18 protein-coding genes are annotated in these 25,278 nt (G+C 70.7%); 7 read left to right on the top strand and 11 right to left on the bottom strand.

Features of this window, described 5'->3' with window-relative positions; genetic code table 11:
• Positions 1-2: 2 nt before the first annotated feature.
• Both ACJH6J_RS07250 and ACJH6J_RS07255 read left to right on the top strand, forming a co-directional pair.
• A complete protein-coding gene (locus tag ACJH6J_RS07250; RefSeq protein WP_318986639.1) occupies positions 3-1,544 on the top strand; it encodes a S53 family peptidase in 1,542 nt (513 codons plus the stop codon).
• Positions 1,541-3,058, top strand: coding sequence for a zinc ribbon domain-containing protein (locus tag ACJH6J_RS07255; protein WP_406803751.1), 1,518 nt, complete (start codon positions 1,541-1,543; stop codon positions 3,056-3,058). The genes ACJH6J_RS07250 and ACJH6J_RS07255 overlap by 4 nt, the downstream gene beginning before the upstream one ends.
• Here ACJH6J_RS07255 and ACJH6J_RS07260 read toward each other — a convergent pair.
• Positions 3,021-3,647, bottom strand: a complete 627-nt coding sequence (locus ACJH6J_RS07260; protein WP_406803752.1) for a hypothetical protein — start codon at positions 3,645-3,647, stop codon at positions 3,021-3,023. The two genes, ACJH6J_RS07255 and ACJH6J_RS07260, sit on opposite strands and share 38 nt — an antisense overlap.
• Before the next feature lie 97 nt (positions 3,648-3,744).
• Here ACJH6J_RS07260 and ACJH6J_RS07265 point away from each other — a divergent pair, with 97 nt between their 5' ends.
• Complete coding sequence (locus tag ACJH6J_RS07265) at positions 3,745-4,323, top strand: TetR/AcrR family transcriptional regulator (RefSeq protein ID WP_406803753.1); 579 nt, start codon at positions 3,745-3,747, stop codon at positions 4,321-4,323.
• On the opposite strand, the gene ACJH6J_RS07270 is transcribed toward ACJH6J_RS07265, so the two are convergent.
• Genes ACJH6J_RS07270 through ACJH6J_RS07290 form a run of 5 tightly spaced genes read right to left on the bottom strand, consistent with a single transcriptional unit; the run spans position 4,320 to position 10,284 of the window.
• Positions 4,320-6,530 (bottom strand): AAA family ATPase, encoded by a 2,211-nt coding sequence (locus ACJH6J_RS07270; RefSeq protein WP_406803754.1) that lies wholly within the window; start codon positions 6,528-6,530, stop codon positions 4,320-4,322. The genes ACJH6J_RS07265 and ACJH6J_RS07270 overlap by 4 nt on opposite strands.
• Positions 6,527-7,417 (bottom strand): CDP-diacylglycerol--serine O-phosphatidyltransferase, encoded by an 891-nt coding sequence (gene pssA, locus ACJH6J_RS07275; protein WP_318986634.1) that lies wholly within the window; start codon positions 7,415-7,417, stop codon positions 6,527-6,529. Before pssA ends, ACJH6J_RS07270 begins: the two co-directional genes overlap by 4 nt.
• Positions 7,414-8,142: a phosphatidylserine decarboxylase gene (locus ACJH6J_RS07280; RefSeq protein WP_073694729.1), complete on the bottom strand. Its 729-nt coding sequence runs from the start codon at positions 8,140-8,142 to the stop codon at positions 7,414-7,416. Before ACJH6J_RS07280 ends, pssA begins: the two co-directional genes overlap by 4 nt.
• Positions 8,143-8,171: 29 nt before the next feature.
• Positions 8,172-9,359: a gephyrin-like molybdotransferase Glp gene (gene glp / locus ACJH6J_RS07285; RefSeq protein WP_406803755.1), complete on the bottom strand. Its 1,188-nt coding sequence runs from the start codon at positions 9,357-9,359 to the stop codon at positions 8,172-8,174.
• Between the two features lie 4 nt (positions 9,360-9,363).
• Positions 9,364-10,284 (bottom strand): SDR family NAD(P)-dependent oxidoreductase, encoded by a 921-nt coding sequence (locus tag ACJH6J_RS07290; RefSeq protein WP_064858681.1) that lies wholly within the window; start codon positions 10,282-10,284, stop codon positions 9,364-9,366.
• Between the two features lie 67 nt (positions 10,285-10,351).
• On the opposite strand from ACJH6J_RS07290, the gene ACJH6J_RS07295 reads away from it, so the two are divergent.
• Complete coding sequence (locus ACJH6J_RS07295; protein WP_133425442.1) at positions 10,352-11,167, top strand: HAD-IIA family hydrolase; 816 nt, start codon at positions 10,352-10,354, stop codon at positions 11,165-11,167.
• 5 nt (positions 11,168-11,172) lie between these two features.
• On the opposite strand, the gene ACJH6J_RS07300 is transcribed toward ACJH6J_RS07295, so the two are convergent.
• Entirely contained in the window at positions 11,173-12,891 is a 1,719-nt protein-coding gene (locus tag ACJH6J_RS07300; RefSeq protein ID WP_061010274.1) for a DEAD/DEAH box helicase, read from the bottom strand.
• Positions 12,892-12,921: 30 nt separating this feature from the next.
• A complete protein-coding gene (locus tag ACJH6J_RS07305; protein WP_133425441.1) occupies positions 12,922-13,563 on the bottom strand; it encodes a TetR family transcriptional regulator in 642 nt (213 codons plus the stop codon).
• A gap of 113 nt (positions 13,564-13,676) precedes the next feature.
• Here ACJH6J_RS07305 and ACJH6J_RS07310 point away from each other — a divergent pair, with 113 nt between their 5' ends.
• A complete protein-coding gene (locus ACJH6J_RS07310; protein WP_406803756.1) occupies positions 13,677-16,436 on the top strand; it encodes an AAA family ATPase in 2,760 nt (919 codons plus the stop codon).
• A 61-nt stretch (positions 16,437-16,497) separates the two neighbouring features.
• On the opposite strand, the gene ACJH6J_RS07315 is transcribed toward ACJH6J_RS07310, so the two are convergent.
• Together ACJH6J_RS07315 and ACJH6J_RS07320 are read right to left on the bottom strand one after the other, a co-directional pair.
• Positions 16,498-17,922: a hypothetical protein gene (locus tag ACJH6J_RS07315; protein WP_406803757.1), complete on the bottom strand. Its 1,425-nt coding sequence runs from the start codon at positions 17,920-17,922 to the stop codon at positions 16,498-16,500.
• A 290-nt stretch (positions 17,923-18,212) separates the two neighbouring features.
• The gene (locus ACJH6J_RS07320; RefSeq protein ID WP_406801536.1) at positions 18,213-18,710 is read right to left on the bottom strand and encodes a cupin domain-containing protein; all 498 of its coding nucleotides are present in this window, start codon (positions 18,708-18,710) and stop codon (positions 18,213-18,215) included.
• Positions 18,711-18,845: 135 nt separating this feature from the next.
• Between ACJH6J_RS07320 and ACJH6J_RS07325 the strand changes: the two genes are divergently transcribed.
• Positions 18,846-19,607 carry a polysaccharide deacetylase family protein gene (locus tag ACJH6J_RS07325; protein WP_406803758.1) on the top strand — a complete coding sequence of 254 codons (762 nt, stop codon included), beginning with the start codon at positions 18,846-18,848 and terminating at the stop codon, positions 19,605-19,607.
• Positions 19,608-19,638: 31 nt separating this feature from the next.
• Entirely contained in the window at positions 19,639-20,316 is a 678-nt protein-coding gene (locus ACJH6J_RS07330) for a M24 family metallopeptidase (protein WP_406803795.1), read from the top strand.
• Between the two features lie 73 nt (positions 20,317-20,389).
• Here the strand turns inward: ACJH6J_RS07330 and ACJH6J_RS07335 are convergent, their stop codons facing one another.
• Positions 20,390-24,883, bottom strand: coding sequence for a PGRS repeat-containing protein (locus ACJH6J_RS07335; RefSeq protein ID WP_406803759.1), 4,494 nt, complete (start codon positions 24,881-24,883; stop codon positions 20,390-20,392).
• Positions 24,884-25,278: the final 395 nt, after the last annotated feature.

The following is a 25,278-nucleotide window of genomic DNA, read 5'->3' on the forward strand; positions in this document are numbered from 1 at the left end:
GGTTGACGGCGCTGGCGTCCGCCGGCCCGCCTGCTGAGCGGGGCGGACGGCTGTCCCTGTCCGGTCCACTGGCCCACCTGCTCTCGGCGTCGGTCGATCTCGGCCCCTCGGCAGCAGCGCACGTCGAACTCACCGCTGCGCTGACACGTGCCACGCGGCCCGACGGGCTGATCCAATGGGCAAGAGCCGCAGGGCTTTCGGTGCACTGGCGGCCCGGCGACGACTGGGCCACCGTCGAAGGCGACGCCCGTGCCATGGCGCGGGCGTTGCGCGTCGAGGTCCGCGACTACCGCGGGCGCCGCGGGCAGACCTTCTACGCCGCGACCAGTCAGCCTGAGCCGCCGCAGTCGCTGGTGCCCGAACTGAGCGGATTCGGCAGGCTCCTCGGCTACACGCCGTTCCGGGAGTCGCGGCCGCTGATCATGCCGCGTGACGTGCCCGCCGGTGGTCTCACGGCCCAGGATCTGCGCCGCGCCTACAACGTCTTTCCGCTGTCCGATCAGGGCTACACGGGCAAGGGACGGACCATCGTCATCTTCGGTTTCGACGGCTTCGATCAATCCGATCTCGACATGTTCGCCGACCTGAACCAGCTGCCGCGCTTCACCCCCATCGTGGTGGGGGACATGCCATCCGAGCGCACCGGCGAAACCACGATGGATCTCCAGATGGCGCACGCCATCGCGCCCGATGCCCGAACCGTCTACGTCAATGCCCGGCCGACGGTGTCCGGCGACGGTGCCTACCGCAAGATCGGCGAGATGATGGCCGACGCCGACCGGCGCTTCCCCGGCGCCGAGTGGAGCCTGTCGATCGGCTGGGGCTGCGACAAGATGCTCACCGCTGCCGATCTGGCGCCGGTGCGCTCGGCCCTGGCGCGGGCGCACCGGAGCGGCACCACCGCATTCGACGCCAGTGGTGACCTGGCGGGCCTGGAATGCAAAGGCGGGCAGGACTGGTCGGCACCGCCGAGCATCGACGACATCGGCCTGGACTCGGTGGCGTCGGTGCCCGAGATGACGGCCGTCGGCGGCACCACGCTGTCCACCGACGAGCACGGCCAGTGGCTGGGTGAGTTGGCCTGGTTCGACGTGCCGCTGACGCACGGCAGTGGCGGCGGGGCGTCGGCCCTGTTCGACCGCCCGGCATGGCAACGGGGTGTGCCGTCGGACCGCGGCCGCAACAAGCGGCTGGTCCCGGACATCTCGGCGGTCGCGGACTTCTTCACCGGAGCCCGCATGGTCTTCGGCGGTGAAACGGTGCTGGCCGGTGGCACGTCCATGTCCGCGCCGATCTGGGCCGGGATGGCCGCGGTGATCGACCAGTACCTGCTCGATCATGGCGGACGACTGCTCGGCGACCTGAACCCGTTGCTGTACCGCCTGGAGCGGGCCGGCCGCCTTCCGGCGTTCCACGATGTCACCGTGGGCGGTAACGCGGTCGCGATGGCCGGCCCCGGCTTCGACTCCGTCACCGGTCTTGGCACGCCCGATGTCGACAAGCTGGCGCGCAGCCTGCTGGTGGCGCAGGGGACAACCGGATGAGCGGCATCGGACTGGTGAGCACGCTGTTCCCGCAGCTCCCGGCACGCAGCCACCGGGCGTTCCAGATCGGTGTGGCCGTCTTCGTCGCATGGCTCGCCGGCGCCGCGGCACTGCGGCTTCCCGGTTTGTTCATCTCGCTTGTGGCCGTGGGGATTCCGCTGCTGTTCGCGCTGTACATCCGACAGTTGGACTACCAGGGCGCGGCGCAGGCCCGGCTGCTCGTGAGTGCGGGCCTCGGCATCGCGTTCGGCGTGGCCTTCGCCCTCGGGTCCGGCGCCGTCGTCGCGCGTGCCTACGGTGTCCCGCTCGAAAGTGGCGTTGCCGCAGTGCATCTGCGGACTGTCGAGGCCGGCCTCTCGGCGGTGGAGGCGCTGTTGGTCATCGCGCCCGCACTGCTTCTCCGGCTCTTCAGTCCCGGTGACCGAAAAGCGTTGTACGGCTATGTCATCGGCGCGAGCGGCGCCTTGGGCCTGACCGCCGCGACCACAGCGGTCCGGATGTTCGCCCAGCTGGATTCGGGACTCGTCGACCACGACCAGCCGTTGGCGGATTTTCTCATCGACGCCGTGATCCGTGGCATCACCATGCCCATCACCGCGGCGGCCGCCGCCGGCATGCTCGGTGCCGCACTGTGGTTCCGGCCCCGCGGCAGCCGGATCTGGTGGCGGGTACTGCTGATCGCGGTCGTGCCGGTGCTGGCGCACATGTGGCTCGGTGACGAGGATTCGGCCGACATCTCGCAGTGGGCGAAGCTGGCCTGGCACATCGCGTTCGCCGTGCTGGGGGTGCTGCTGCTCCGTCTGGTCCTGCGGCTGACGTTGCGGCACGAAGAATCTGGCGGCGATGCACCCCACGCCGCGCGCGCACTGTCCGCGCCGCGGCTGGTCGCGGTCTGGACCGCGGTGGTGGTGGTGCTGGCGCTCGGGCTGGTTGGCGTCGCCGCTGCGACGACGCAACCCGTGGCGCGGTATCAGTGCCCACCCAATTGCGGTCACCCGCCGATGGGGAAGCCCGTGGTGATCAACCCGCGCTTCACCGCCCCCGACGGTGCCTTCAGCGTCTCCTACCCGGCGCCGGGTACCGCCTATTCGGTGACCATGGACGACACCGGTGTGACGGCCCAATACACCGGTGGCACCGGCGGGATCATGCGGCTGTGGGGCGAACCGGCGCGGGGCCGCGACGCCAGGGACATCACCATGACGTTGCTGTTGGACAAGTTTCCCGACTCGCGGGTGGCCTACGAGATACCCAACACGTTGGTGGGGTACCACCCGGGTTACGGCGTCGCTGCCGACGACTGGCCGGACGGACAGAACGTCGTGGCCTCACGCACCCGCATCCTGGTCATGGTGGCCGTCAAGGACGACCTCGCGTTGATCGCCGCCGCGGCCGGACCGTTCAGCGAATTCGGTCCGGGCTCGGGGCCGCCGACCGGGGTCAGCCTGGAGCTGGCCGCGGATATGGGCAAGTACGTCAACAGCTTTCGGTGGCGAGGCGACCCGCCGCGCTGACGGCGACCAGCTCGCGCACCGGTCGCTGGACCAGATGATCCCTCGGGGTGAAGCGGTTGGTGCGCCGGCGGAAATCGGCAGTGCGCCGCGGCCGGAAGTCGCCGTAGTTCTGTTGGGCCGCCGGTGTCGGTTCGACCGCGGCGAAGCCGAAGTCGCGGGCGTAGGTCACTGCCGCGGCGAGGTACTCCGCCTGCGACTCTCGCATCTGTTCGACCGAGTTGTGGCGCAGGCCGATGTCCGGGCCGTGCACCAGGTAGCAGTTCGGGAAGCCGTGGACGGATGTTCCCAGATAGGCGACGGGCTCGCCGTCCCAGGTCTCGGCCATGGAGACGCCCGCGGTGCCGACCAGCCGGTCGGCCAGAGCGTCGGTGTCGACGACGACGTGGGTCGCCGTCTGCTCGCCGCTCGCGGTCGTGATGTGCCAGTGCTGCCGGTCGGCCCGCCAGTGCAGTGCCAGCACCTCGTCGGTGGCGTGGTCGACCAGCACGACGTCGTCGACCGCCGCCTGGTGCAGCCGGACCGCCGCCGCGAGCGCGCCTGGGCCGGTGACCACGATCGCGACGTGGTGGTGGGGGACGGGCTGGTTCATCGGTGGTCGGTTGCCTTCGGGTCGTACGATGTGAACGCTGCTCACATTTATATGGGGCAATGTAAACAGTGTCAACATTTGTGAGACGGGACGCAGGATGACGGCGAAAGTGACGTACCACCACGGCGATCTGCGGACCGCCCTGGTGCAGTCGGCGCTGGCGCTGCTGGAAGAGGAAGGCGCCGCGGCGCTGTCGATGCGCGCCGTCGCCCGGCACGCCGGGGTCACCGCGGCCGCCCCGTACCGGCACTACCAGGACCGCGACGCGCTGATGTCGGCCGTCGCGGCCGTCGGCTATCGCGAACTGGCGCAGGACCTCGTGGCCGTCAGCCAGACCCCCTCGACGGCCGACGAGATCGCCGACGTCGCCATCGCCTACGTCCGATTCGCGCTGCGGCGTCCCGCGCTCTTCCGGGCGATGTTCAGCGAGCAGGGCGATGCCGGCAGCCCCGAGCGGGCCGACGCCGTCGCGGCGATCTCGAACTACCTCCGCGCGAACATCGCCCGCGTTTTTCCGGACGCCGACGCCGACGCGTTGAGCGACGCCGTCTGGGCGCTCGTGCACGGCCTGGCATTCCTGTTCCTGGACGGCAAGTTCGACAGCACCGACCCCGGTGAGCTGGAACGCCGCGTCCGGGCCGCGATGCGCGCCGTCGTGGGTCTGGCAGGGTCCTAGCGGCCCTCGGCGAACTCCCGAAGTGATTGCACCTGAACCGGATCCAGCGACGGCCGCACCGTCTCGCGGGCCTTGGCCACGTCGGCCGCGGTGACATCGGCGGCGTCGATCGACCGGCGCATCGCGGTCAGCGCGGCCTCGCGCAGCAGGGCGACGCAGTCCGCAGCGCTGTAACCGTCGAGGTCTCCGGCCAGCTCGCCGAGGTCGACGTCGGGCGCCAGAGGAATGGATTTGCCTGCGGTACGCAGGATTTCGCGACGGGCCTCGGCGTCGGGCGGCTCGACGAAGACCAGCTTCTCCAGCCGGCCCGGCCGCAACAGCGCGGGGTCGATCAGATCCGGCCGGTTGGTGGCGCCCACCACCACGACGTCGCGCAGCGGGTTGATGCCGTCCAGCTCGGTGAGCAACGCGGCCACCACGCGGTCGGTGACGCCGGAATCGAAGCTCTGGCCGCGGCGCGGGGCCAGTGCATCCATCTCGTCGAGGAACACCAGCGACGGCGCCGAATCGCGTGCGCGCTGGAACAATTCGCGCACCGCGCGCTCCGACGAACCGACCCATTTGTCCATCAACTCGGCGCCCTTGACGGCATGCACCGACAACCGGCCGGAGCTGGCCAGCGCCCGCACCAGGAATGTCTTGCCGCAGCCGGGCGGCCCGTACAGCAGCACCCCGCGGGGCGGTTCCACGCCCAGCCGCTCGAAGGTGTCCGGGTGCTGCAGCGGCCACAGCACCGCTTCGGTCAGCGCCTGTTTGGTCGCGACCATGTCGCCGACGTCGTCGAGGGTCACCGACCCGACCGCGACCTCCTCGGTCGCCGACCGCGACAGCGGCCGGATCACGGATAGCGCGCCGGTCAGGTCATCCTGCGTCAGGGCGGGTTCGGCGCCGTCGGCGCTGGCTCGGGCGGCCGCCCGCAGCGCGGCCTCACGCACCAGGGCCGCCAGATCGGCGACGACGAATCCCGGTGTGCGTTCGGCGATCTCGTCCAGGTTCAGGTCCTTGGCGGGCACCGACCGCAGCAGCACCTCCAGCAGGGCCTTGCGGGTGGCCGCGTCGGGCAGGGTCAGCCCCAGCTCACGGTCGCAGAGATCGGGGGCGCGAAGGCGGGCGTCCACGCCGTCGGGCACGGCCGACGTCGCGATGAATGCCACACCGCGGCTGGCGACGGCCTTGCGGAGCTCGGTCAGGATCAACGTGGCCACGGGTTCGGCGACGGCGGGCAACAGCGCGTCGACGTCGGTGATGAGCAGGACGCCACCGCCGTCGCGCACCGAACTCACGGCAGCGGCGACACCGGCGAGCCGGTCCTCCGCGCGTAGCGCCCCGACCTCCGGGCCGTCGAGCTCGACCAGGCGACGCGACGCGCACACCGTCCGCACCATGGCGGCCTTCCCGACGCCAGCGGGCCCGGACACCAGGACCCCCAGATTGGCGGTGGCGCCCAATGTTTCGAGCAACTGCGGCTCGTCCAGCGCCAGCTTGAGCCACTCGGTCAGGCGGGTCACCTGGGCGGTCATGCCCTTGAGATCATCGATCGAAAGAGTTTGGGCGGCACCGGTTTCGGCCGGTGAGATCACCGGCTGCGCGGCCACGGTGGCCGTGACGACGGTCGCGTCGCTCCAGGTGACCACCGAATTCGGCTGCACGCTGACCGGGCCGGCGGGGTCGACGCCCGTCACGGTGAGCAGTTCCGAGGTCCAGGTGATGCCGACCTGGGTGGCCAGCGCAGCGGTGGCCGCGGACGTCGAGGTGCCCGGGCCGAGATCGCGCGGCAGCAGCGACACCGTGTCGCCGACCGTCATCACCTTGCCCAGCAATGCCATTCGCAACGTCGCCGGCGATATCGAACTGCTGGCCAGTCGCGAACCGCTGACGGTCACCGAGCGGGCGCCGTACACCGTCGCGGGTGACACCAGCACCGGCGCGTCGGCCCGGATGCCGGCATTGGACAGCGTCACGTCGTCGAGCAGGGCGGTGCCCGGGGGAGTGCCTGCGGCGGCGACACCGACCACCGCACAGGTGGTGCGCGTGCCGGTCAGCGACACCGCGTCCCACTCGCGGATACCCAGGGCGGCAATCGCTTCCGGGTGCAGCATCACCACGCCGCGACGGGCGTCGAGTGCCGAGGTGTTGAGCCGTGCGGTGAGCCGCAATTGGCCCGGTGGGGGTTCAGGTGACGCCGCGTCCCGCACGCCCTGCGTCATCGACGCGGACCCGGCCTACGCAACCGCAGTCGGGCCGTGGACCGGCGCTGGCCGCGGTCGGTGCGCCGCGGCTGCGCACGGCGGATGGCGCGGCGGGCCTGCCGCTGTTCCCGCGGTTTGTCGTCCCAGACTTCGGGGTGCGCACGCAGCCAGGCCTTGGTGCGGATGGCGAACGGGATGTGCAACACGTAGGCGACGATGATCACCAGGATCACGATGTAGCCGTACATCACCGAGGCGGCCACCAGGATGGCCAGCAGCGCCAGCAGTGGCAACGCCATGTTCGGCGGAATGGCGAAGGTGTGCACCTTGCGCATCGGCACGGTGCTGACCACCAGCAGCGAAACACCGATCAGCCACACGCAGATGAACACCTGACCCCAGTGCGAATCCCACCACGGGCCCGGGAACTGCATCTTGGCCGCCAGCGGGCCGATGGCGCCGATCGCGCCGGCCGGGGCCGGCATGCCGGTGAAGAACTCCTTCTCGAACGCCGGGCCCTCCACGTCGAGCATGGCGTTGAAGCGGGCCAGGCGCAGCACGATGCACACCGCGTACAGCAGCACCACGATCCACGCCAGCGGCGAGGTGTTGTGCTCCAGCAGCGTCGCGTACACGATGAACGCCGGCGCCACACCGAAGTTCACGGCGTCGGCCAGCGAGTCGATCTCGGCGCCCATCTTGGACGTCGCGTTCAGCATGCGGGCGGCGCGGCCGTCGAGCGCGTCGAGGATCGCGGCACCGGCCAGCAGTGCCATGGCCTCGGTGGGCCGGTGGTCGAGGGCGTACTTCACCGCCGACAGACCCAGGCAGATCGCAGCGACCGTCAGGGCGCTGGGGACCAGCTTCCGCAGGCTCACCTGCGGAGTCTTGATCCGGGGTTTCATGCCGGCGACCCGCTCGGCAGGTCTGCCAGCACCGTCTCGCCGCCGATGGCGCGCTGCCCGATCTCGACGCCGATCACCGAACCCTTCGGCAGGTAGGTGTCCAGGCGGGAGCCGAACCGGATCAGGCCGTACGTCTCGCCCAGCGCCAGGTGCGCACCCGGGTGGGTGCTGCACACGATGCGGCGGGCCAGCAGACCGGCGAGCTGCACCGCGACGACGTCGTGGCCGTCGGCGGTGCGGAGCCAGAGGCTGTTGCGCTCGTTGTCCTCACTGGCCTCGGCCTTGTCGGCGGACAGGAACTGGCCCGGCTTGTGCTTGACGGTGATCACCTCGCCGGCCACCGGCGCGCGCTGGACGTGCGCGTCGAACAGCGACAGGAAGATGCTGACGCGCGGCAGTGGCTCGTCGGACAGGTTCAGCTCGGCGGGCGGGACGGCCTCGTCGATGAGCGTCACCAGGCCGTCGGCCGGCGCGACGACGACGCCGGGCCGGCTCGGTGGCGTCCGCGGCGGATGCCGGAAGAACCCGGCGCACGCGGCGGCCGCGGCCAGACCGGCCGCCCGGACCCAGCGCTTGCGGTGGCCGATCGCGGCGACACCGAGGGCGCCGCCGACGAACGGCAGCCCGGCCGGGTGCATCGGGGGAACGGTGGAACGGACCAGGTCGACGAAACGTGACAGTTCGGACTCTGGAGTGTCAGCTGGGGGGCGCGCAGGTCTGGCCATGGGGACTCGATTCTACGGTTTGCGGGGCTCTAACTGAGATCCCAGACGGGCACGGGCGATCCAGCCGCTAATTCGACCACGTCCTCGCCGATGTCCAGCAGGCAGTTTGCCGTCGCCAGCCACCGGAGGTGGTGCGACGCCGGCGGGCCGTAGCTGCTCACCTGCTCATCGGTGCCGAGCACGCCGCGGCGGAACTGGCGTTTCCCGGCGGGGGAGGTCAGCTTCTCGGTGAGGGTCGCCGAGCGGCGCGGCCGCTGCGACGGCAGGCCCATCGCGGCCCGCAGCGGCGGCCGGATGAAGACCTCGAACGACACCAGCGCCGAGACGGGGTTGCCCGGCAACGTGACGATGGGCGTGCCGCCGACGGTCCCGGCGCCCTGGGGCATGCCGGGCTGCATCGCGACCTTGACGAACTCGACATCGCCGGAAAGGGCGTCTTTCACCACCTCGTAGGCGCCGGCGCTGACGCCGCCCGTGGTGACGATCAGGTCGACGTTCTTGGCATGCCCGGCCAGCGTCTCCCGGAACAGCGCCACGTCGTCGGACGTCGCCGGCGCGGTCGTGACGTCGGCGCCGGCCTCACGTAGCGCGGCGGCCAGCATCACGGCGTTGGACTCGTAGATCTGTCCCGGCTGCAGCGGTGTGCCCGGTGTGACCAGCTCCGTTCCGGTGGACAGCACCAGGACCCGTTGCCGCGGAATCACTTTCAGCTCGGCCAGGCCCAGGGCGGCGGCCAGGCCCAGGGCCGCGGGGGAGAGCACCTCGCCGGCGGACAGCACCGTCATCCCGGCGGTGACGTCCTCGCCGGCCCGCCGGATGCTCCGGCCTTCCGGGACCTCCGAGTAGATCGACACGACGTCGGTCGCCCCGTCCGTGGCCTCGACCTGGACCACCGCGGTGGCGCCCGCCGGCAGCATGGCGCCGGTCATGATCCGGTGTGCGGTGCCGGGCGCCAGAGTCAGCAGGTCGGTGCGACCGGCCGGAGTATCTTCGGCGACAGGCAGTTTCACTGGATTGTCGGCAGTGGCGGTGGCCACGTCGGCGGCCAGGACGGCGTAACCGTCCATCGCCGAGTTGTCGAAACCGGGCAGCGACAGCGGCGCCACCACGTCCTCGGCAAGGGCCAGCCCCAGCGCGTCGGCCAGCGGCACGGCAACGGCGGGCCGGGCGCTGATCAGTCCGGCGACAACCTGCTGATGTTCCTCGACGGTCCGCATGACGCTAGATCGCGAAGGTGACGCCGGTGAGCTCTTCGGACACCGCCCATAACCGCCGCTGGATGCCGGCGTCGTGCGACTGGGCGGTCGACTGCACCAGCACCGGGTGGCCGACCAGCTGGAGGAGACCGGAAGGCCCGTAGTACTCGCCGCCGCGCGCATCAGGGTCGACGGCGGCCCGCAAGGTGGCCAGCGCGCCGACCTCGGGGCTGTTGGCGACCAGCCCGCTGATCTGGTTGAAGCCGGGCAGGCCGGAGCCGGGGATGTGGCGCATCAACTCGGTGTTCGAGATGCCGGGATGGGCCGCGACCGAGATGGTTTCGGCGTTCGTGGCCACGAGCCGGCGTTGCAGCTCGTAGGCGAACATCAGGTTCGCCAGCTTCGACTGCCCGTACGCCGCGACCCGGTTGTAGCGGCGCTTCTCCCACTGCAGGTCGGCGAAGTCGATCTTCCCGAGGATGCGGTGCGCGATGCTGCCGAGGGTCACCACGCGCGAACCCGGGACGGACAGCAGGTTCTCGATGAGCAGTCCGGTGAGCGCGAACGCGCCGAGGTGATTGGTGCCGAACTGCAATTCGAAGCCGTCGGCGGTGATCTGCTTGGGCGGGTACATCACGCCGGCGTTGTTGATCAGCAGGTCGATCCGCGGATAGGCCGCCCGCAGGTCGTCGGCCGCCGCGCGGACCGAGGTCAGCGAACCCAGGTCCAGCTTCTGCACGACGACGTCGGCGTTCGGGGTGCTCGCCCGCAGCCGGGCGGCGGCGTCGTCGCCTTTGCCGGTGTCGCGCACCGCCATCACCACGCGAGCGCCCTTGCCCGCCAACACCCGCGCCGTCTCGTATCCCAGCCCGGTGTTGGAGCCGGTGACGATCGCCACCCGCCCGGTCTGGTCCGGCACATCATTGGCGGTCCATTTGGTGGTCATGGCCGAAGACACTACCGAGCGGACCGCCTGAGTTGCGCGGGAGCGGCGGGCGTTTACTGTCGGCACCATGGCAATCGGCGGGGTGCTCTTCGACATCGATGGTGTCCTGGTGACCTCGTGGCGTCCCATCGACGGTGCGGCCGAGACCCTGCGCGCGCTCGAGGAGCGCCAGATCGCCCGGTCGTTCCTGACCAACACCACCACCAAGACCCGTCAGCAGATCGCCGAATTGCTTTGTGCGGCAGGCATTGAGGTCGCGGCCGACGAGGTCGTCACCGCCGCGGTGCTGACCGCCGACTACGTGCGCGACCGCTACCCCGGTGCCCGATGTTTCCTGGTGAACAGCGGCCAGATCGGTGCGGACATGCCCGGTGTCGATCTGGTGTACGCCTCCGACTTCGCTGGCCCGCAGCAGCCCGACACGCCCGATGTGGTGCTCCTCGGTGGCGCGGGGTCCGAATACACGCATCTGACCCTCAGTTGGGTCTACGACTGGATGGCCCGCGGCGTCCCCGTCGTCGCCATGCACCGCAGCAACGCGTGGAACACCGCCGACGGGTTACGGGTGGACACCGGGCTGTATCTGGCCGGACTGGAACAGACCACTGGTCATCAGGGCACCGCAGTCGGCAAGCCCGCGCCCGCCGGGTTCCTGGCCGCGGCCGCGCGGCTCGGCGTCGAACCCGAAGAGATGTACATGGTCGGCGACGACCTCAACAACGACGTCCTCGCGGCCCAGGTCGTCGGGATGACGGGCGTGCTGGTGCGGACCGGAAAGTTCCGCCAGGACACGCTGAACCGTTGGGCCGCAGACGAATTCGCGATGCAGCCGAACTACGTGGTGGACTCCGTCGCCGACCTGCCGGTGCTGCTCGGGCTCTGACGGCTCTAGGCCGTCAGCTCCCGCTGCATGTTGCGGATCGCGGCGATGCGGTCCTGCAGCTGCTCGCGCGTCGCGGCCGCCACCGGGGGACCGGGGTGGCGGCGCCGCAACTCGTTGTGGATCCAGCCGTGCGGCTTGCCGGTGCGGTGGTGGAACGCCGCCACCAGCAGGTTCAGTTCCTTGCGCAGCTCGCGGAGCTGACCGTGCGTGGTCATGGGTGGGGGCGGTGCGCCCGTGGCAGCGGCCTTGGCGCTGCGCTTCTGCAGCTGCTCGTCCTGGCGCCTGCTAAGCAGGTCGCGCATCTGGGTGTGATCCAGCAGGCCGGGAATGCCCAGGTAGTCGGCTTCCTCGTCGCTGCCGGCCTCGGTCGCGGTACCGAACGACGAGCCGTCGAAGATCACCTGATCCAGCTCGGCGTCCGACCCGAGCATCTCGAAGCCGTTCTCCAGCTCCGACTTCTCGTCTTCCTTCTTCTGCGCCTGCTCGAGCAGTTCGTCGTCGAGGCCGTCGGACACGCGGTGCGGCTTGCCGAGCACGTGGTTGCGCTCGCGCTCCAGCTCGCTGGCCAGCTCCAGCAGGTTGGGCACCGACGGCAGGAAGATGCTGGCCGTCTCGCCCTTGCGTCGCAGGCGCACGAACCGGCCGATGGCCTGCGCGAAGAACAACGGGGTCGACGCACTCGTCGCGTAGACACCGACCGCGAGCCGCGGCACGTCGACACCCTCGGACACCATGCGGACCGCGACGAGCCAGCGGCTGGTGCCCTCGGAGAACTGTGAGATGCGAGCCGACGCCGTCGGGTCATCCGACAGGATGACCGTCGCTTCCTCGCCCGTGATGGTGTGCAGCAGTTTGGCGTAGGCGCGGGCCGTCGTCTGGTCGGTCGCGATGATCATGCCGCCGGCGTCCGGGATGCTCTGGCGCAACTGCCCCAGCCGCTTGTTGGCCGCCGCGATCACCGCGGGCATCCATTCACCCTCGGGGTTCAGCGCGGTACGCCAGGCCCGGGCGGTCTGCTCGGCGGTGAGCGGTTCGCCGAGGCGGGCCGCGTGCTCCTCGCCGGCACTGTCGCGCCAGCGGGCCTCACCCGAGTACGCCATGAACACCACCGGGCGCACCACGCCGTCGGCGAGCGCGTCGGAGTAGCCGTAGGTGTGGTCGGCCACCGACTGCTGATGGCCGCTGCCGTCGGGCTCGTACTGCACGAACGGGATCGGGCTGTCGTCGGACCGGAACGGGGTCCCGGTCAGGCAGAGGCGCCGCGTCGCATCGTCGTAGGCCTCGCGGATGGCCTCGCCCCAACTCTTCGCGTCGCCGCCGTGGTGGACCTCGTCGAAGATCACCAGCGTCTTGTGGTTCTCGGTGCGCACCCGGTGTCGGGTCGGGTGACTGGCGACCTGGGCATAGGTGACGACGATGCCGTGGTAGTCCGACGACGTCTGCCCCGTCGAGTTGCTGAACTTGGGGTCCAGCGCCATGCCGACGCGCGCCGCGGCTTCCGCCCACTGGGTCTTGAGGTGCTCGGTCGGGACGACGACCACGACCTGGTCGACGGTGCGCTCTGTCAGCAACTCACCGGCGATCCGCAGGGCGAAGGTCGTCTTGCCTGCACCCGGGGTCGCGACAGCAAGAAAATCACGCGGCTTGGCGGTCAGATACCGCACCAAAGCCCGACGTTGCCAGCCCCGCAAAGCCTGGGTGCTGGGCGCTGCATAAGCCCGCACCCGAAGACTCCTCCTTGGTCGAAGGGCAGTCTAGGGCAACGGGTTTGGCGGATGCACATTTGCCCGGCGTGTCCTGGCGCTCGGCCCGGCGGTGTCGCCGGCCGCGGTGGTGATCAGGCGCGTCACCGCGTCGCAGACGATTGCCTTGCGCTGGGCGTGATCGTCGATGCCGATCACGCCCAGCAGCGTGGGGCTGAGGTTGTGCCACATCGACGCGATGGTGAGAACGAGGGTGAACAGCACCGGAGCGGGAAGCTCGCCGGTGAGCTTGCCCTCGGCCTGCGCGGTGGCGATGGACGCAATCTGCTCGTGCATGGTGTCGCCGGGGAAGCCCGCCGCCGAATCGTCGGCCCGTTCCAACCGGTGCCAGGCGATCAGCCGGCCGACCTCGGGTTGGCCGGCATAGACGTCGATCAGATGGGCGGCGTAGCCGGGCAGGTCGTCGGCGACCACCGGACTGTCGGCGAAGAACCGCTGCGTCATCGCGGCCCAGACCGCGTCGAACAACTGATCTTTGCTGCCGAAGTAATGGTAAATCTGCGCCTTGTTGGCGCCCGCGTTGGCGGCGATGCGATCAACCCGGGCCCCGGCGATGCCGTACTGGGCGAATTCCGTCGTCGCCGCGCAGAGCAGCCGCGCCCGAGTGGCGTCGGAGTCTCGCGGGTGGCCCATTTCGGAGATTTTAGCTGCCGGGTCGGCGTTTGCTAACTAACTAATTAGTTGACAGTAAGGTGAGGCCTGCCTAACGTTCGGCATCGGGTGGGACGTGGATCACAGGAGGTGGTGTGGTCGCTGAGCCCTGTCCGGAACGGTTGGCCGCGCCGCCCCCGGAACTCGTCGGTCGCGGCGAACAACTTTCGCGGTTGATCGCCGCGATCAGCGACACCCCGCGCGGGCGCACCGTGGTGGTGTCCGGTGCCGCCGGCTCCGGCAAGACCGCACTGCTCGACGTCGCCTGCCGGCACGCCTGTGAGCTCGGGTTCCGGGTGCTGTCGATCGCCGGAACGCCGGGTGAAGCCGATACCCCGTTCGCCGGCGTCCACCAGCTCGTGCACGCCCTGGGCTGCTGGGGCGACGAGGCGCGGCAGTACCAGCGCGTCATCGACGAGGCGCTGCGGTCGCCCAGCGGGGAGCAACTCGAGACCGTCCGGGTCGCCATGGCGCTGCTCGGCCTCCTGGACGCGGTGGAGAAGCGGCAGTCGGTCCTGGTCTGTATCGACGACGGGCAGTGGCTCGACGCCCCGTCGCGCACGGCGATGATATTCGCGGCCCGTCGCAGCGCAGGGCGGTCGTTGACCGTCGTGCTGGCGATCCCGGCCACGGCCGGGAAGATCCTCAGCGGGGACGGCCGCGCCGTCGAGATCGAACTTTTGCCGCTCGAGCGCGGTGACGCTGCCGTGCTGCTCGACCGGCAGCCATCGGTACCGCGCGGCTTGCGCCGCGAGCAGGTGCTGACGGCCGCCGCGGGCAACCCCGCGGCCGTCATCGCCTTCGCCGAGACCGCCGCGGCCGCTGACCTCACGGTGGGTCCCGCCGCCGAGCCCCTGGCGCTGCCCGCCGCGAGCCTCGGCATCTACAGCCGCCGCCTTGCGCTGCTGCCCGGGACGACGCGGGCCGCGCTGCTCGTGCTCGCGGCGGCCTCCGATCAGGATCTGCGGCATCTGATGCCCGCGGCGCTGGCGGACCCCCAGGTCCTCGCGCCGGCCGAGATCGCCGGGATCGTCCGGGTCGAGCCCGGAGGCGTGCGGTTCCTGGATCCGCTGCTCCGGTCCGCGGCGTATCACCGGGCCCCGGCGGCAGCCCGCTCGGCGGCACATCTCAGGCTCGCCGCTGCCCTGGCCGCGCTACCGCACCGGCAGGTCTGGCATCGCGCGCAAGCGGCGCTCAAACCCGACGATGCGCTGGCCGCGCAGCTGGCCGACACCTGCGACGAGGTGCTGCGCCGGGATGGCTACCTGGCCGCCGCCGTGACCATGCAGCGCGCGGCGATGCTGACCACCGATATCGGCGAGCATGCCCGGCATCTGGTGCGCGCCGCGCCCCTGGCCCGCAACGCCGGCGACCCGCACTGGGCCGCGGCGCTGAGCCGGTGTGCGCTCGACGGCGTCGATGACGTCATCTCCCGGGTGTGCGCCCACACCGAGTTGGGATCGGCGCGCTGCTGGGATGCCGACAACCAGCGGGTGCTGGACCTGCTGCTCGAGTCGGCCGGCCTGGCGATCGACGTCGCTCCGGCGGTCGCCTGGGAGTCGTTGCGGGTGGCCGCGACAGTCACCTTCATCGCCGACGACGCCGCGGGGCGATGTGGTGTCACCCGCCTGCTGCGGCAGTTGGAGGACACCGCGGCACCCCGGAACGTACCCGCACTCGCCGACCGGCTCTGGATCCGTACCGCCACCGATCCGCACCGGGCCCATCTGATGTCGCCGGAGATCGTCGCGCTGTCCGGCCGGGTCGGCGACGCCGTCGGGCTCACCGCGGTCGGGGCGGCGGCCTGGCTCGCCGGCGAACCTGACCTGGCGGTGCGCTGCCTGCGCGGCGCGCACACCGGAGCGCTGGCGCCGCGCTTCGGTGGCTTGGCCTCGACCGCCCTGTCCTGGGCCTTCGTCGAATCGGGCCGCTGGGACGAGGCCGTCGACGCGGCAACCACCATGAGTTCCTCGGCGGCCGTCGCCGGCGTTCCGGTCGTCGCGCGGATCGCGGATCTGGTGATCGCCACCGTGGCGACCCGGCGCGGGCAGATCGCCACCGGCCGTGCGCACCTCAAGTCGGCCGCGGCGTTGGCAGATTTCCGGGACCGGCCCGCGCTGGCGGCGTGGATGCACCACATCGCGGGTTCGATCGCCCTGGCCGAGAACCAGGACACGACCGCCCACGCCGAACTGGCGGAGCTGTTCGACGAGTCCGGATTGCCGCTGCACGCGTATGCGTCGTATCTGGCGTTGGCGGATTACGCCGAGGCCGCTGTGCTGACGGGCCGCATCGATCGGGCCCGCGAACAACTGACCCGGATCGTGAGTCATCTACCCAGATCCGTGTCACCGCGGTTGACGCAACTGGTCGCGCACGCGGACGCCGTCCTCAATCCAGAGACCGCCGGGGCGCGCTATGTCGAGGCGCTCGCCGATCCGGCAGGCAACCGGTGGCCGTTCGAGCGGGCGCGGCTGCGCATCAGTTACGCCGGATGGCTGCGCCGGCACCGACGGCGCCGGGACTGCCAGCACCAATTGGCCGGGGCCCTGACCGTCATGCAGGACCTCGGCGCGGCGCCGTGGGTCGACCTGTGCACCCGTGAGCTGCGGGCGGCCGGGGTGCGACCGCATTCGTCGTCGGTGCAGACCGGCACATTGAGCTCGCAGGAACACAACGTCGTCTACCTCGTCAGCGAGGGGTACACCAACCCGCAGATCGCGAGCATCTTGAACCTGTCGGTGCGAACGGTGTCCAACCACCTGTATCGGTCGTTCCCCAAGCTCGGTGTCACCAGCCGCCATCAGATTCATGATGTGGCGCGCCCAGCCGGCTGGACGAGCGACCGTCCCTGAGGTCCGCAAACGGAAAGTCGGCGGCGACGGAAAATCCGCCGCCGCCGACCGGTCTCACGTGTCAGGCCGCGCTGTGCGACTTCGACTTGCTCTTCGAGCCGGTGTGCGAGCCCTTGTCACTGCCACCTTTGGTGCTGCCGCCCTTGGCACCCGAGTCCGATCCGGACGCCGAACCCGAAGAGGTCGACGACGAACCCGCGCCGGCACCGGCGCTCGAACCGGAGTCGGAGCCCGCCTTGCCCTGATGGCCCTTGCGGCCGGGGGTGGTCGTCTTGGTGCCATCGTTGGCCGAGGACGACGACGAGGAGGACGAGGACGAGCCCGAGCTGCTGGAGCTGGAACCCGTCTTGGTGTCGCCGGTCTTGCTGTCACCGGTCTTGGTGCCACCGGCCGACGTCGAGTCCGTGGTCTTGCCGTCGGTGCCGGTGGACGTGCCGTCGCTCGTCGAACCGGTGGTCTCGCCGGCCTTGGTCTCACCGGCCTTGGTCGTGCCCTCGGTTGCCGAACCGGTCGACTCGCTCGTCGAGCCGGTCGCCTTGACCTTGTCGGTGCTCGCGGTGTCGGTCGCGCCGGCCTTCGTCGCTGAGGCGGTGCTCAGTGTCACCGTCGTGGCGGTGGTGGAGGGCACGGCGGCGATATCGGAGACGGCCTTGGTGGTGGTGGTCGTTGCGGCAGCCGCAGCCGGCTTGGCGGGGGTGATGTCGTTGAGGATCGACTTCACGACGGCGACGATGGCCTGCACCGTACCGGCGATCGTGGTGCCGCCGGGGACGGTTGCCCCGCCGCCGAACAGGCCGCCGCCGTAGATGTTGAAGCCGGGGATGTTGAGTCCCAGCAGCGCACCGAGGTTGGGGCCGTAGCCACCGTTGAGCAGGCCGTCGATGACGGTGGCGGGCGCCTGGATGACGGCGGTCGCCAGCTTGCCGAGGTCGCCGGCCTTCATCGCGTTGATGACGTTCTGCGTGGCGGTCCCCATGGCGCCCAGGGTGCTGGCGACCGGTCCGATGAGGCCGACGCCGAGCTCGAGCATGATGTTCGGCAGATCGTTGGCGATGTTGATGACGCTCTGCAGCGGCTGCGAAATCAGGTTGCCGAGGGCCTTCGGCAGGGGCCCGATCGGGTTGATCGCGGCGAAGATGGGCAGCACGATCGCCAGCTGGAGGTTGTTGAGCGCGCCCTCGACGTTGGCCTTGCCGAGGTCGCTGAACGCGGCCCCGAGGTAGCCGGGCACCTCTTTGGTCAGCGCCGTGACCACGGCCTTGCCGCTCTCGCCGAGCGCGTTGACCAGACCGGTCATGGTGCCGACCTGGTTGGTCAGAATCTGACGCAGGATCGGGAAAAGCCCCAGGTCCAGGTAGGACTTGACGTCGGCCTGCAGGTTGCCGGCGGCGGTCTTCAGAACCTGGCCGTACAGGTCGAACGGACTGCTGGTCAGGTTGACGGCGGCAGTCGACACCGCGTGACTGATCGACGGGAGCGACGGCATGTGGGCCAGTGGTTGGACGGGAGTGACTGCGATGGCTCCCGCTGTCAGCAGGGTGGCTCCGGAAAGGACGGACGATCGAACGGCGGCGTGCAAGATGGGTTTCCTCTCATTCGCTGCGGCCGGATGGTGGCGGCAGCGTCTACCTGACTTTTCCGTCGGTTCGATCACGGATCGAACAAATATTGACGGCAACGCACATCATGGGATGTTTGTGTTACTGGCCGGTAGAGACAAATGACTCAATGTGCACGGCTCGAGAGAACGCCGGTCCGAGGCCCGGCCGCCGGGCGTTATTCCACGAAGAAGTTGTCGTGCTTGATGAACCACTCGCGACGTTCGTCGTCCGTCATGTCGGCGAGTTGGCCGAACCCCTCGAAATAGGCCTCGCGGGGTGCACCCGGGGCGAACAGCATCAGAACCGATGCGGGCTCGTCGGCCTCGTTGCGGAAACCGTGGATGCCACCCGGCGGGACATAGAGGAAGTCGTTGGGGCCGGCCCGCACCCAGTCGGTGCCGTCGTACAGCGTCATGGTGCCGGACAGCACGAAGAACGCCTCGGACATGGCGCGGTGGAAATGCGGGCCCGGGCCACCGCCGCGCGGCGCGATGTCGACGCGGTACAGGCCGTAGTCGCCCGCGGTCTTCTTCTGGTTCGCGAGGTAGTGGTACTGGATCACGCCGTGTGAGTCGTAATCGGGCGGCTCGTCACCGCGCCGCAGCGTGGCACTGACTTCTGGCTGAGCGGATGTGTACCGGGCCGGGGGATAAGGCGGTACTACCAACGACATGATCGACTCCTGGTGGCCATCGAGCGTCCGGCTCCTCGACTCTCACCATAGGACGGCCCGTCGTTCACGCGGTTCGGGGCGAACTCACAGGCTGCGGACACGCGTTGTTCAGAGTCCCGGCCTAGCGTCCGTGCGGTGATAACCAGACGCGTCTTCCTGGCTGCTGGGGCCGCAGCTGCCGGTTCGCTGGCGCTGGCCGCGCCGAGCGTCGCCGCGCAGGATCCGAGCGCCGTCGCCGGCCAGTACGCGCGCCGGGTACCGACGCAATGGGGGATGGCGCTGCCCGGGATCGTCACGTCGATGCCGGCCCGCGGGCGCCAGCTCGCGCTGACGTTCGACGCCTGCCGCGGCGGAGTCGACGACGCGCTGCTCGACACGTTGCAGCGCAACAACGTGCCCGCGGTGCTCTTCTTCAATTCCCGGTGGATCGACCAGCATCCCGACCGCGCCGCGCAGCTGGCCGCCAACCCGTTGTTCGAGATCGGCAACCACGGCACCCGTCACGTGCCGCTGTCGGTGACCGGCCGCGCCGCCTACGGCATCGCCGGCACGCGGTCGGCCGCCGAGGTCGTCGACGAGGTGTGGGGCAACCAGCTGAAGCTCACCGCACTGACCGGCCGGGCACCCACCTGGTTCCGGCCCGGCACCGCGCACTACGACGACGTGGCCGTGGAGATCGTGCGCGACCTCGGGCTGCAGCCGCTCGGGTTCAGCGTCAACGGTGATTGCGGCGCCACCTTGCCCGCGGCCCGGGTGCGCGCGAATGTCGTTGGAGCGCAGCCCGGTTCCATCGTCATCTCCCACATGAACCACCCGGGCTCGGGTACCGCGGCCGGCTACGCCGGGGCCATCGCCGATATGCGGGCGGCCGGGTGGGAGTTCGTGCGGCCCGCCTAGCATCGGTGCGGTGGAGAAGTTTGACGAGGGCATGCGGGCCGCGCGGCTTCTGGATGCTCAGGACAAGGCGTCGGAACTGTTCGTCGCCATCGAAGAACGCGGGCTGATCCGGCCGGGCGTCGGCGAGCGTCAGGTGACCGACGAGATCCGTGATCTGGCGGCCGAAATCCTCGGCGTCACCCGGCACTGGCACAAGCGGATCGTCCATGGCGGCGAGAACACGCTCGCGACCGCGCGGGACAATCCGCCCGACCGGGTGATCACCGACGACGACATCGTGTTCGTCGACCTCGGCCCGCTCTTCGAAGAGTGGGAAGCCGACTTCGGCCGTACCTTCGTGCTCGGCGACGATCCGCGAAAGTTGGCCTTGCGCAACGACTTACCGAAGGTGTGGGAAGCGGCACGGGCGCACTTCGAGTCGACCCCGGACATCACCGGCGCGCAGCTGTTCGACCACGTCGTCGGGTTGAGTCGCGCTGCCGGCTGGGAGTTCGGTGGCGCGATCGCTGGACACCTCGTCGGGGAGTTTCCACACGAGAAGATCCGTGGCCACGAGATCGACTCCTATGTGGCGCCCGGCTCGGACCTGCCGATGCGGCGACTGGATTCCCAAGGGCGGCAATGTCATTGGATTCTCGAAGTGCATCTCGTCGAACCGGGCCGACGGTTCGGCGGGTTCCAGGAGGAGTTGTTGGACCTGCGGCGGTGACGGCACGGGCCGTCCTGAACAGACGAATGCGGTGTGGCGCCGACCGGCGCCACACCGCATTCGTCATTCGTGGCTAGATCAGGACTCCGGAGCCGCCGGCCGGGTTGCCGGTGCCGCCGGAACCACTGGCGCCGCCGGCGCCCGTGGCGCCGTCGGTGCCGTCGTGCGTGCCGTGGCCGCCGTTGGCGCCGCCCGAACCGCCCGCGCCGCCCGCGCCACCGGCGGGACCGTTGCCGCCGGCGCCGGTTATCGAACCGGTGCCGCCGTTACCGCCATTGCCACTGGTACCACCGGTGCCGCCGGCTCCGCCGTTGCCACCGTTGCCCCACTGGGTGATGTTGTCGTTGTAGCCATTGCCGCCGTCGCCACCGGTGCCACCGGCACCGCCGATGCCACCGTTACCACCGACACCACCGACGTTGTCGCCAGAGGAGCCGCCATTACCGCCGGCGCCTGCGGCGCCGCCGTGGCCACCGACGCCGCCGGTGGCACCGGCGTTGCCGTTGATGAACGGAATGCCGTTCGCGCCGTCCTGGCCGTCGCCGCCGATACCGCCGTTGCCGCCGACGCCACCATTGCCGCCGGCTCCGTCGATGCCGTTCGCGGAGAATCCGCCGGCACCGCCGTTGCCACCGGCGCCGCCTGCGCCACCCGTGCCTCCGAAGCCTCCGCCGCCGCTGATACCGGCCGCGTTGTTGGAGCCGAAAGCCGGAAGGCCGCCGACGCCGCCGTTTCCGCCGGTGCCACCGGTGCCGCCGACACCGCCCGCACCGCCGACGCCCGAGACCGTGCCGCCCGCGCCGCCGACGCCACCGTTACCGCCGGCACCACCGCTGGTGCCGGACAGGCCGGTGGCTCCCAGCGAGGCCCCGATGGTCCCGTCGGCGCCGTTGCCACCGGTACCGCCGGCGCCACCCGCGCCGCCGTTGCCGGTCAGACCGCCCGCGCCGCCGGCGCCGCCGTCGCCACCACGGCCCGCGGTGCCCAGGATCGTGAGGGCGTCGAAGCCGTTGCCGCCCTTGCCGCCGTCCCCGCCGTTACCGCCCACACCGTTGGCGGCCTGGTTGACGCCGGCGCCGTTGAAGCCGCCGGCCCCGGCGTTGCCCGCGGCGCCACCGGCACCGCCCGTGCCGCCGTTGCGCTGGATCGACGAAATGCCGTCCGACCCGGCGCCACCGGTGCCGCCGTTTCCGGCTGCGCCGCCCTTGCCGCCGTTGCCGACGGTGCCGTGGGCGGCCGCGCCGCCCTTGCCGCCGGCGCCGCCGTTACCGCCCACACCACCGGAACCACCGGTGTTGCCGCCGAGCACGCCCGAGCCGCCGCTGCCGCCATTACCGCCCTTGCCGCCGACACCGCCGGTGCCGCCGTTACCGGCGTTGGTGCCGCCGGCGCCACCGATGCCACCGGCACCGCCGTGACCACCGTTGGGGCCGTTCTCACCAAGTGCGGCAAGGCCATTGGCGCCGTTGCCACCGGTACCACCGGCGCCGCCGTTGCCACCGTTGCCGTTGGATCCGCCGGAACCACCGTTACCGCCGGCGCCGCCGTTACCGGCCACGCCGACTGCAGTGATGGTGTTGAACCCGTTGCCGCCCTTACCGCCGTTGCCACCGTTGCCGCCCGCCCCACTGGCGGCCTGGTTGACGCCCGCGCCGTTGAAGCCGCCGGCGCCCGAGGTGCCGGCATTGCCGCCATCACCGCCCTTGCCGCCGTCGGGGATCAGCGAGGAACTGCCGTCGGAGCCATTGCCGCCGTCGCTGCCGTTTCCGGCTGCGCCGCCCTTGCCGCCGTTGCCGACGGTGCCGTGGGCGGCCGCGCCGCCCTTGCCACCGACGCCGCCGTTACCGCCATTGCCGCCCTTGCCGCCGCCGCCGAGGGCTCCGCCACCGAGGACGCCCGAGCCGCCGCTGCCGGCATTGCCACCCGCACCGCCGGTTCCGCCGGTGCCGCCGTTACCGGCGTTGGTGCCGCCGGCGCCACCGATGCCACCGGCACCGCCGTGACCACCGTTGGGGCCGTTCTCGCCAAGTGCGGCAAGACCGTCGGCGCCGCTACCGCCGATACCACCAGCGCCGCCGTTACCGCCGTTGCCGTTGGATCCGCCGGAACCGCCGTTGCCGCCGGCGCCACCGTTACCGGCCACGCCGATCGCGGTGATGGTGTTGAACCCGTTGCCGCCCTTGCCGCCGTTTCCGCCGTTGCCGCCCACGCCATTCGCGGCCTGGTTGACGCCCGCGCCGTTGAAGCCGCCGGCGCCCGAGGTGCCGGCGTTGCCACCGTTACCGCCCTTGCCGCCATCGGGGATCAGTGACGAGCTGCCGTCGGAGCCGTTGCCACCGTTGCCGCCGTTTCCGGCTGCGCCGCCGGTGCCGCCGGCCCCGACGGTGCCATGAGCTGCCGCGCCGCCCTTGCCGCCACCGCCGCCGTTGCCACCGCTGCCGCCGTTGCCGCCGCCGCCGAGGGCTCCGCCACCGAGGACACCCGAGCCGCCGCTGCCGCCGTTGCCTGCGTCGCCACCGGCACCGCCCTTGCCGCCGTTGCCGGACTGGGTACCGCCCGCGCCACCGTTGCCGCCGACGCCGCCGTGGCCGCCGTTGGGGCCGTTCTCCCCAAGAGCGGCAAGGCCATTGGCGCCGTTGCCGCCAGTGCCGCCCGCTCCGCCGTTACCGCCGTTGCCCGCCGTACCACCCGAGCCGCCGTTGCCGCCGGCGCCGCCATTGCCCGCGACGCCGATCGCGGTGATGGTGTCGAATCCGTTGCCGCCCTTACCGCCGTTGCCGCCGGTCGCGCTGGCGTTGCCGGTCGCGGCCTGCTTCTTGCCGCTGCCGTTGAAGCCGCCGGCGCCTGCGGTACCGGCGTTGCCGCCGTCGCCGCCCTTGCCGCCGTCCGGGATCAACGAGGAACTGCCGTCGGAGCCGTTGCCGCCGTTGCCGCCGTATCCGGCCGCGCCGCCCGTGCCGCCGGCGCCGACCGTACCGATCAACCCGACCTTCTGGCCGCCCTTGCCGCCGACGCCACCGTTTCCGCCGTTGCCGCCGTTTCCGCCGCCGCCGAGGGCTCCACCACCGAGGACGCCCGAGCCACCGTTACCGCCATTGCCGGCCTTGCCGCCGGCGCCACCGCGTCCGCCGATGCCGAAGATGTGGCCGCCATTGCCGCCGATGCCGCCGTTGGCGCCGGTCTGACCGTTGCCGCCGTTCTGGCCCAGCGCGGCAAGGCCGTCGGCGCCGTTGGCACCGTCGCCGCCCTTACCGCCGGCGCCGCCATGACCGATCCCGCCGGCGTTGCCACCGTTACCGCCGGCCGTCGGCGTGAAGATGCCGAAGCCCGAGTAGCCGGCACCGCCCGCGCCGCCGTTGCCGAAGCCGCGGGCGTTGCCGCCATTACCGCCGGTGACGCCGGGAAGGCCGCTCGAGTAACCCTTGCCACCGTCACCGAACCACAGACCGCCGTTGCCGCCGTTGGGGTTGATCACGTTGCCGTTGGCGCCGTTGCCGATCAGGTACTGGCCGGCCAACAGATTGATGCCGGTGTCGACCACGAAGCCGATGGGGCTGTTGATCCAGGCCTGCACGCCGAAGTGCACGTTCTGGTAAATCCAGTTGGCGACGATCACCGTCGGGTCGACGAACGTGGGCAGCGCCAGCGGGCCGATCGCGGCCAGCGGGTTGACGGCAGCCAGGGGGTTGACCGCGGCCTCAGGTGCGGGCGCAGCCGTGGGGTTGGCCGCCGCGAGCGGGTTGACCGCGCTCAGCGGCTTGGCCGCGGTCGGCGGGGCCGTGGCGGACACGGCAGCCGAGGCGGCCGGGTGCAGGCGCTTGTTGGCGACGACGCCGTACTCCACCTGGCGACGCACCCAGGCCATCACGGCCCAGACGCCGGGCATCTGGTCGGGATGGGTGGGTGCGTCGGGAGCCAGCATGGTGCCCAGGCCGACGGCGGACAGGAGGCCGGTGATCGGGTTGAACGGCCTGCTGGTGGGGGCGGTGACGACCGCCCCGGTTGCCGGGGTTGCCGTGCCGGACGAAGTGGACGGGTCACTCGGAGCCGACGGGGTCGTGGCGCCGGCCGGGGTGGTCGTGGTGTGCGGTGCCGTCGGCTTGGTGCCCGGTTCGGTGGCTTTGGTTCCGCCGGTGACCACACCGGCAGTCGACCGCGGACCGCGTGCGGGGCGGGTACCCGGGGTGCCCGTGGTGGAGCCGCCGGTGGAGGCGCTCGAGGTGCCGTCAGGGGTGCTGGCGTGCTTGGGCTTGTTGCCCGGGGTGGGCTTTACCTTGGGGCCCTTCGCCAGATCGTTGAGCGCCTTTCTGGCTTCGTCGGCGTACTGGCGCATCCGGTCCTGCGCCTGTTGACGCGGGGTGCGCGGGGTGCCGCTCGTGGAACCGGGCGAAGAGGTGTCACCGGGCTCGGTCGACGGCGTCGGCTTCGTGGACGGCTTCGTCGGCTTGGGCTTGCTCGGGTTCTTGGTCTTGCTGTCCGTGGTCTTGGTGGCGCCGGAGTTGCCCGACTTGGAGCCGCTGTCGCCGGTGGAGCTCTCGGTGTTGACGAGCCGGATGTCCGCGGTCACCGACTGCATAGTCGGAGAATCGGGTCCCAATAGCAGCATCACACCGGCGCTGGCGAATGCCGCACTGGTCAAGCCCGCAGCCGCGAGCGGCCCGGCCGCACTCCACCAGCTGTTCGTCCCCACTGCCCTGTGCTTGCCCACGATCCTCCTCGTGCGTCGGGTGTGAGAAACACCACCCCCGTCAATAAACGTGGGGAGACTAACACCCGTAATCGCAAGCTGTGAACATCTTGAGGAAAGTGAGCGGCCGTTCATATCGCGGACCGCCGGTACCGGCACCGTTTCGGAAAAGGCGTTCTCACCTGCGGAAAGTCGGCTGCCGTGCATATTTTGAAAATATTCGGGCCCTGGGGTTACGGGTCTGCGCTCCGACGGCCGGGTCGCCGGGCGGCGTA

It is taken from the genome of Mycobacterium sp. SMC-18, from assembly GCF_045310895.1.
In the GTDB taxonomy this organism is placed as follows: domain Bacteria; phylum Actinomycetota; class Actinomycetes; order Mycobacteriales; family Mycobacteriaceae; genus Mycobacterium.

What these genes read in the sequence shown, in the direction of transcription:
- ACJH6J_RS07265 (WP_406803753.1), top strand. Translation starts at nt 3,745, where the DNA reads ATGACGGCGAAAGTGACGTACCACCACGGCGATCTGCGGACCGCCCTG.
- glp (WP_406803755.1), bottom strand. Translation starts at nt 9,359, where the DNA reads ATGCGGACCGTCGAGGAACATCAGCAGGTTGTCGCCGGACTGATCAGC.
- ACJH6J_RS07260 (WP_406803752.1), bottom strand. Translation starts at nt 3,647, where the DNA reads ATGAACCAGCCCGTCCCCCACCACCACGTCGCGATCGTGGTCACCGGC.
- ACJH6J_RS07255 (WP_406803751.1), top strand. Translation starts at nt 1,541, where the DNA reads ATGAGCGGCATCGGACTGGTGAGCACGCTGTTCCCGCAGCTCCCGGCA.
- ACJH6J_RS07305 (WP_133425441.1), bottom strand. Translation starts at nt 13,563, where the DNA reads ATGGGCCACCCGCGAGACTCCGACGCCACTCGGGCGCGGCTGCTCTGC.
- ACJH6J_RS07270 (WP_406803754.1), bottom strand. Translation starts at nt 6,530, where the DNA reads ATGACGCAGGGCGTGCGGGACGCGGCGTCACCTGAACCCCCACCGGGC.
- ACJH6J_RS07290 (WP_064858681.1), bottom strand. Translation starts at nt 10,284, where the DNA reads ATGACCACCAAATGGACCGCCAATGATGTGCCGGACCAGACCGGGCGG.
- ACJH6J_RS07315 (WP_406803757.1), bottom strand. Translation starts at nt 17,922, where the DNA reads ATGCCGTCGCTCCCGTCGATCAGTCACGCGGTGTCGACTGCCGCCGTC.
- ACJH6J_RS07280 (WP_073694729.1), bottom strand. Translation starts at nt 8,142, where the DNA reads ATGGCCAGACCTGCGCGCCCCCCAGCTGACACTCCAGAGTCCGAACTG.
- ACJH6J_RS07295 (WP_133425442.1), top strand. Translation starts at nt 10,352, where the DNA reads ATGGCAATCGGCGGGGTGCTCTTCGACATCGATGGTGTCCTGGTGACC.
- ACJH6J_RS07330 (WP_406803795.1), top strand. Translation starts at nt 19,639, where the DNA reads ATGCGGGCCGCGCGGCTTCTGGATGCTCAGGACAAGGCGTCGGAACTG.
- ACJH6J_RS07320 (WP_406801536.1), bottom strand. Translation starts at nt 18,710, where the DNA reads ATGTCGTTGGTAGTACCGCCTTATCCCCCGGCCCGGTACACATCCGCT.
- pssA (WP_318986634.1), bottom strand. Translation starts at nt 7,417, where the DNA reads ATGAAACCCCGGATCAAGACTCCGCAGGTGAGCCTGCGGAAGCTGGTC.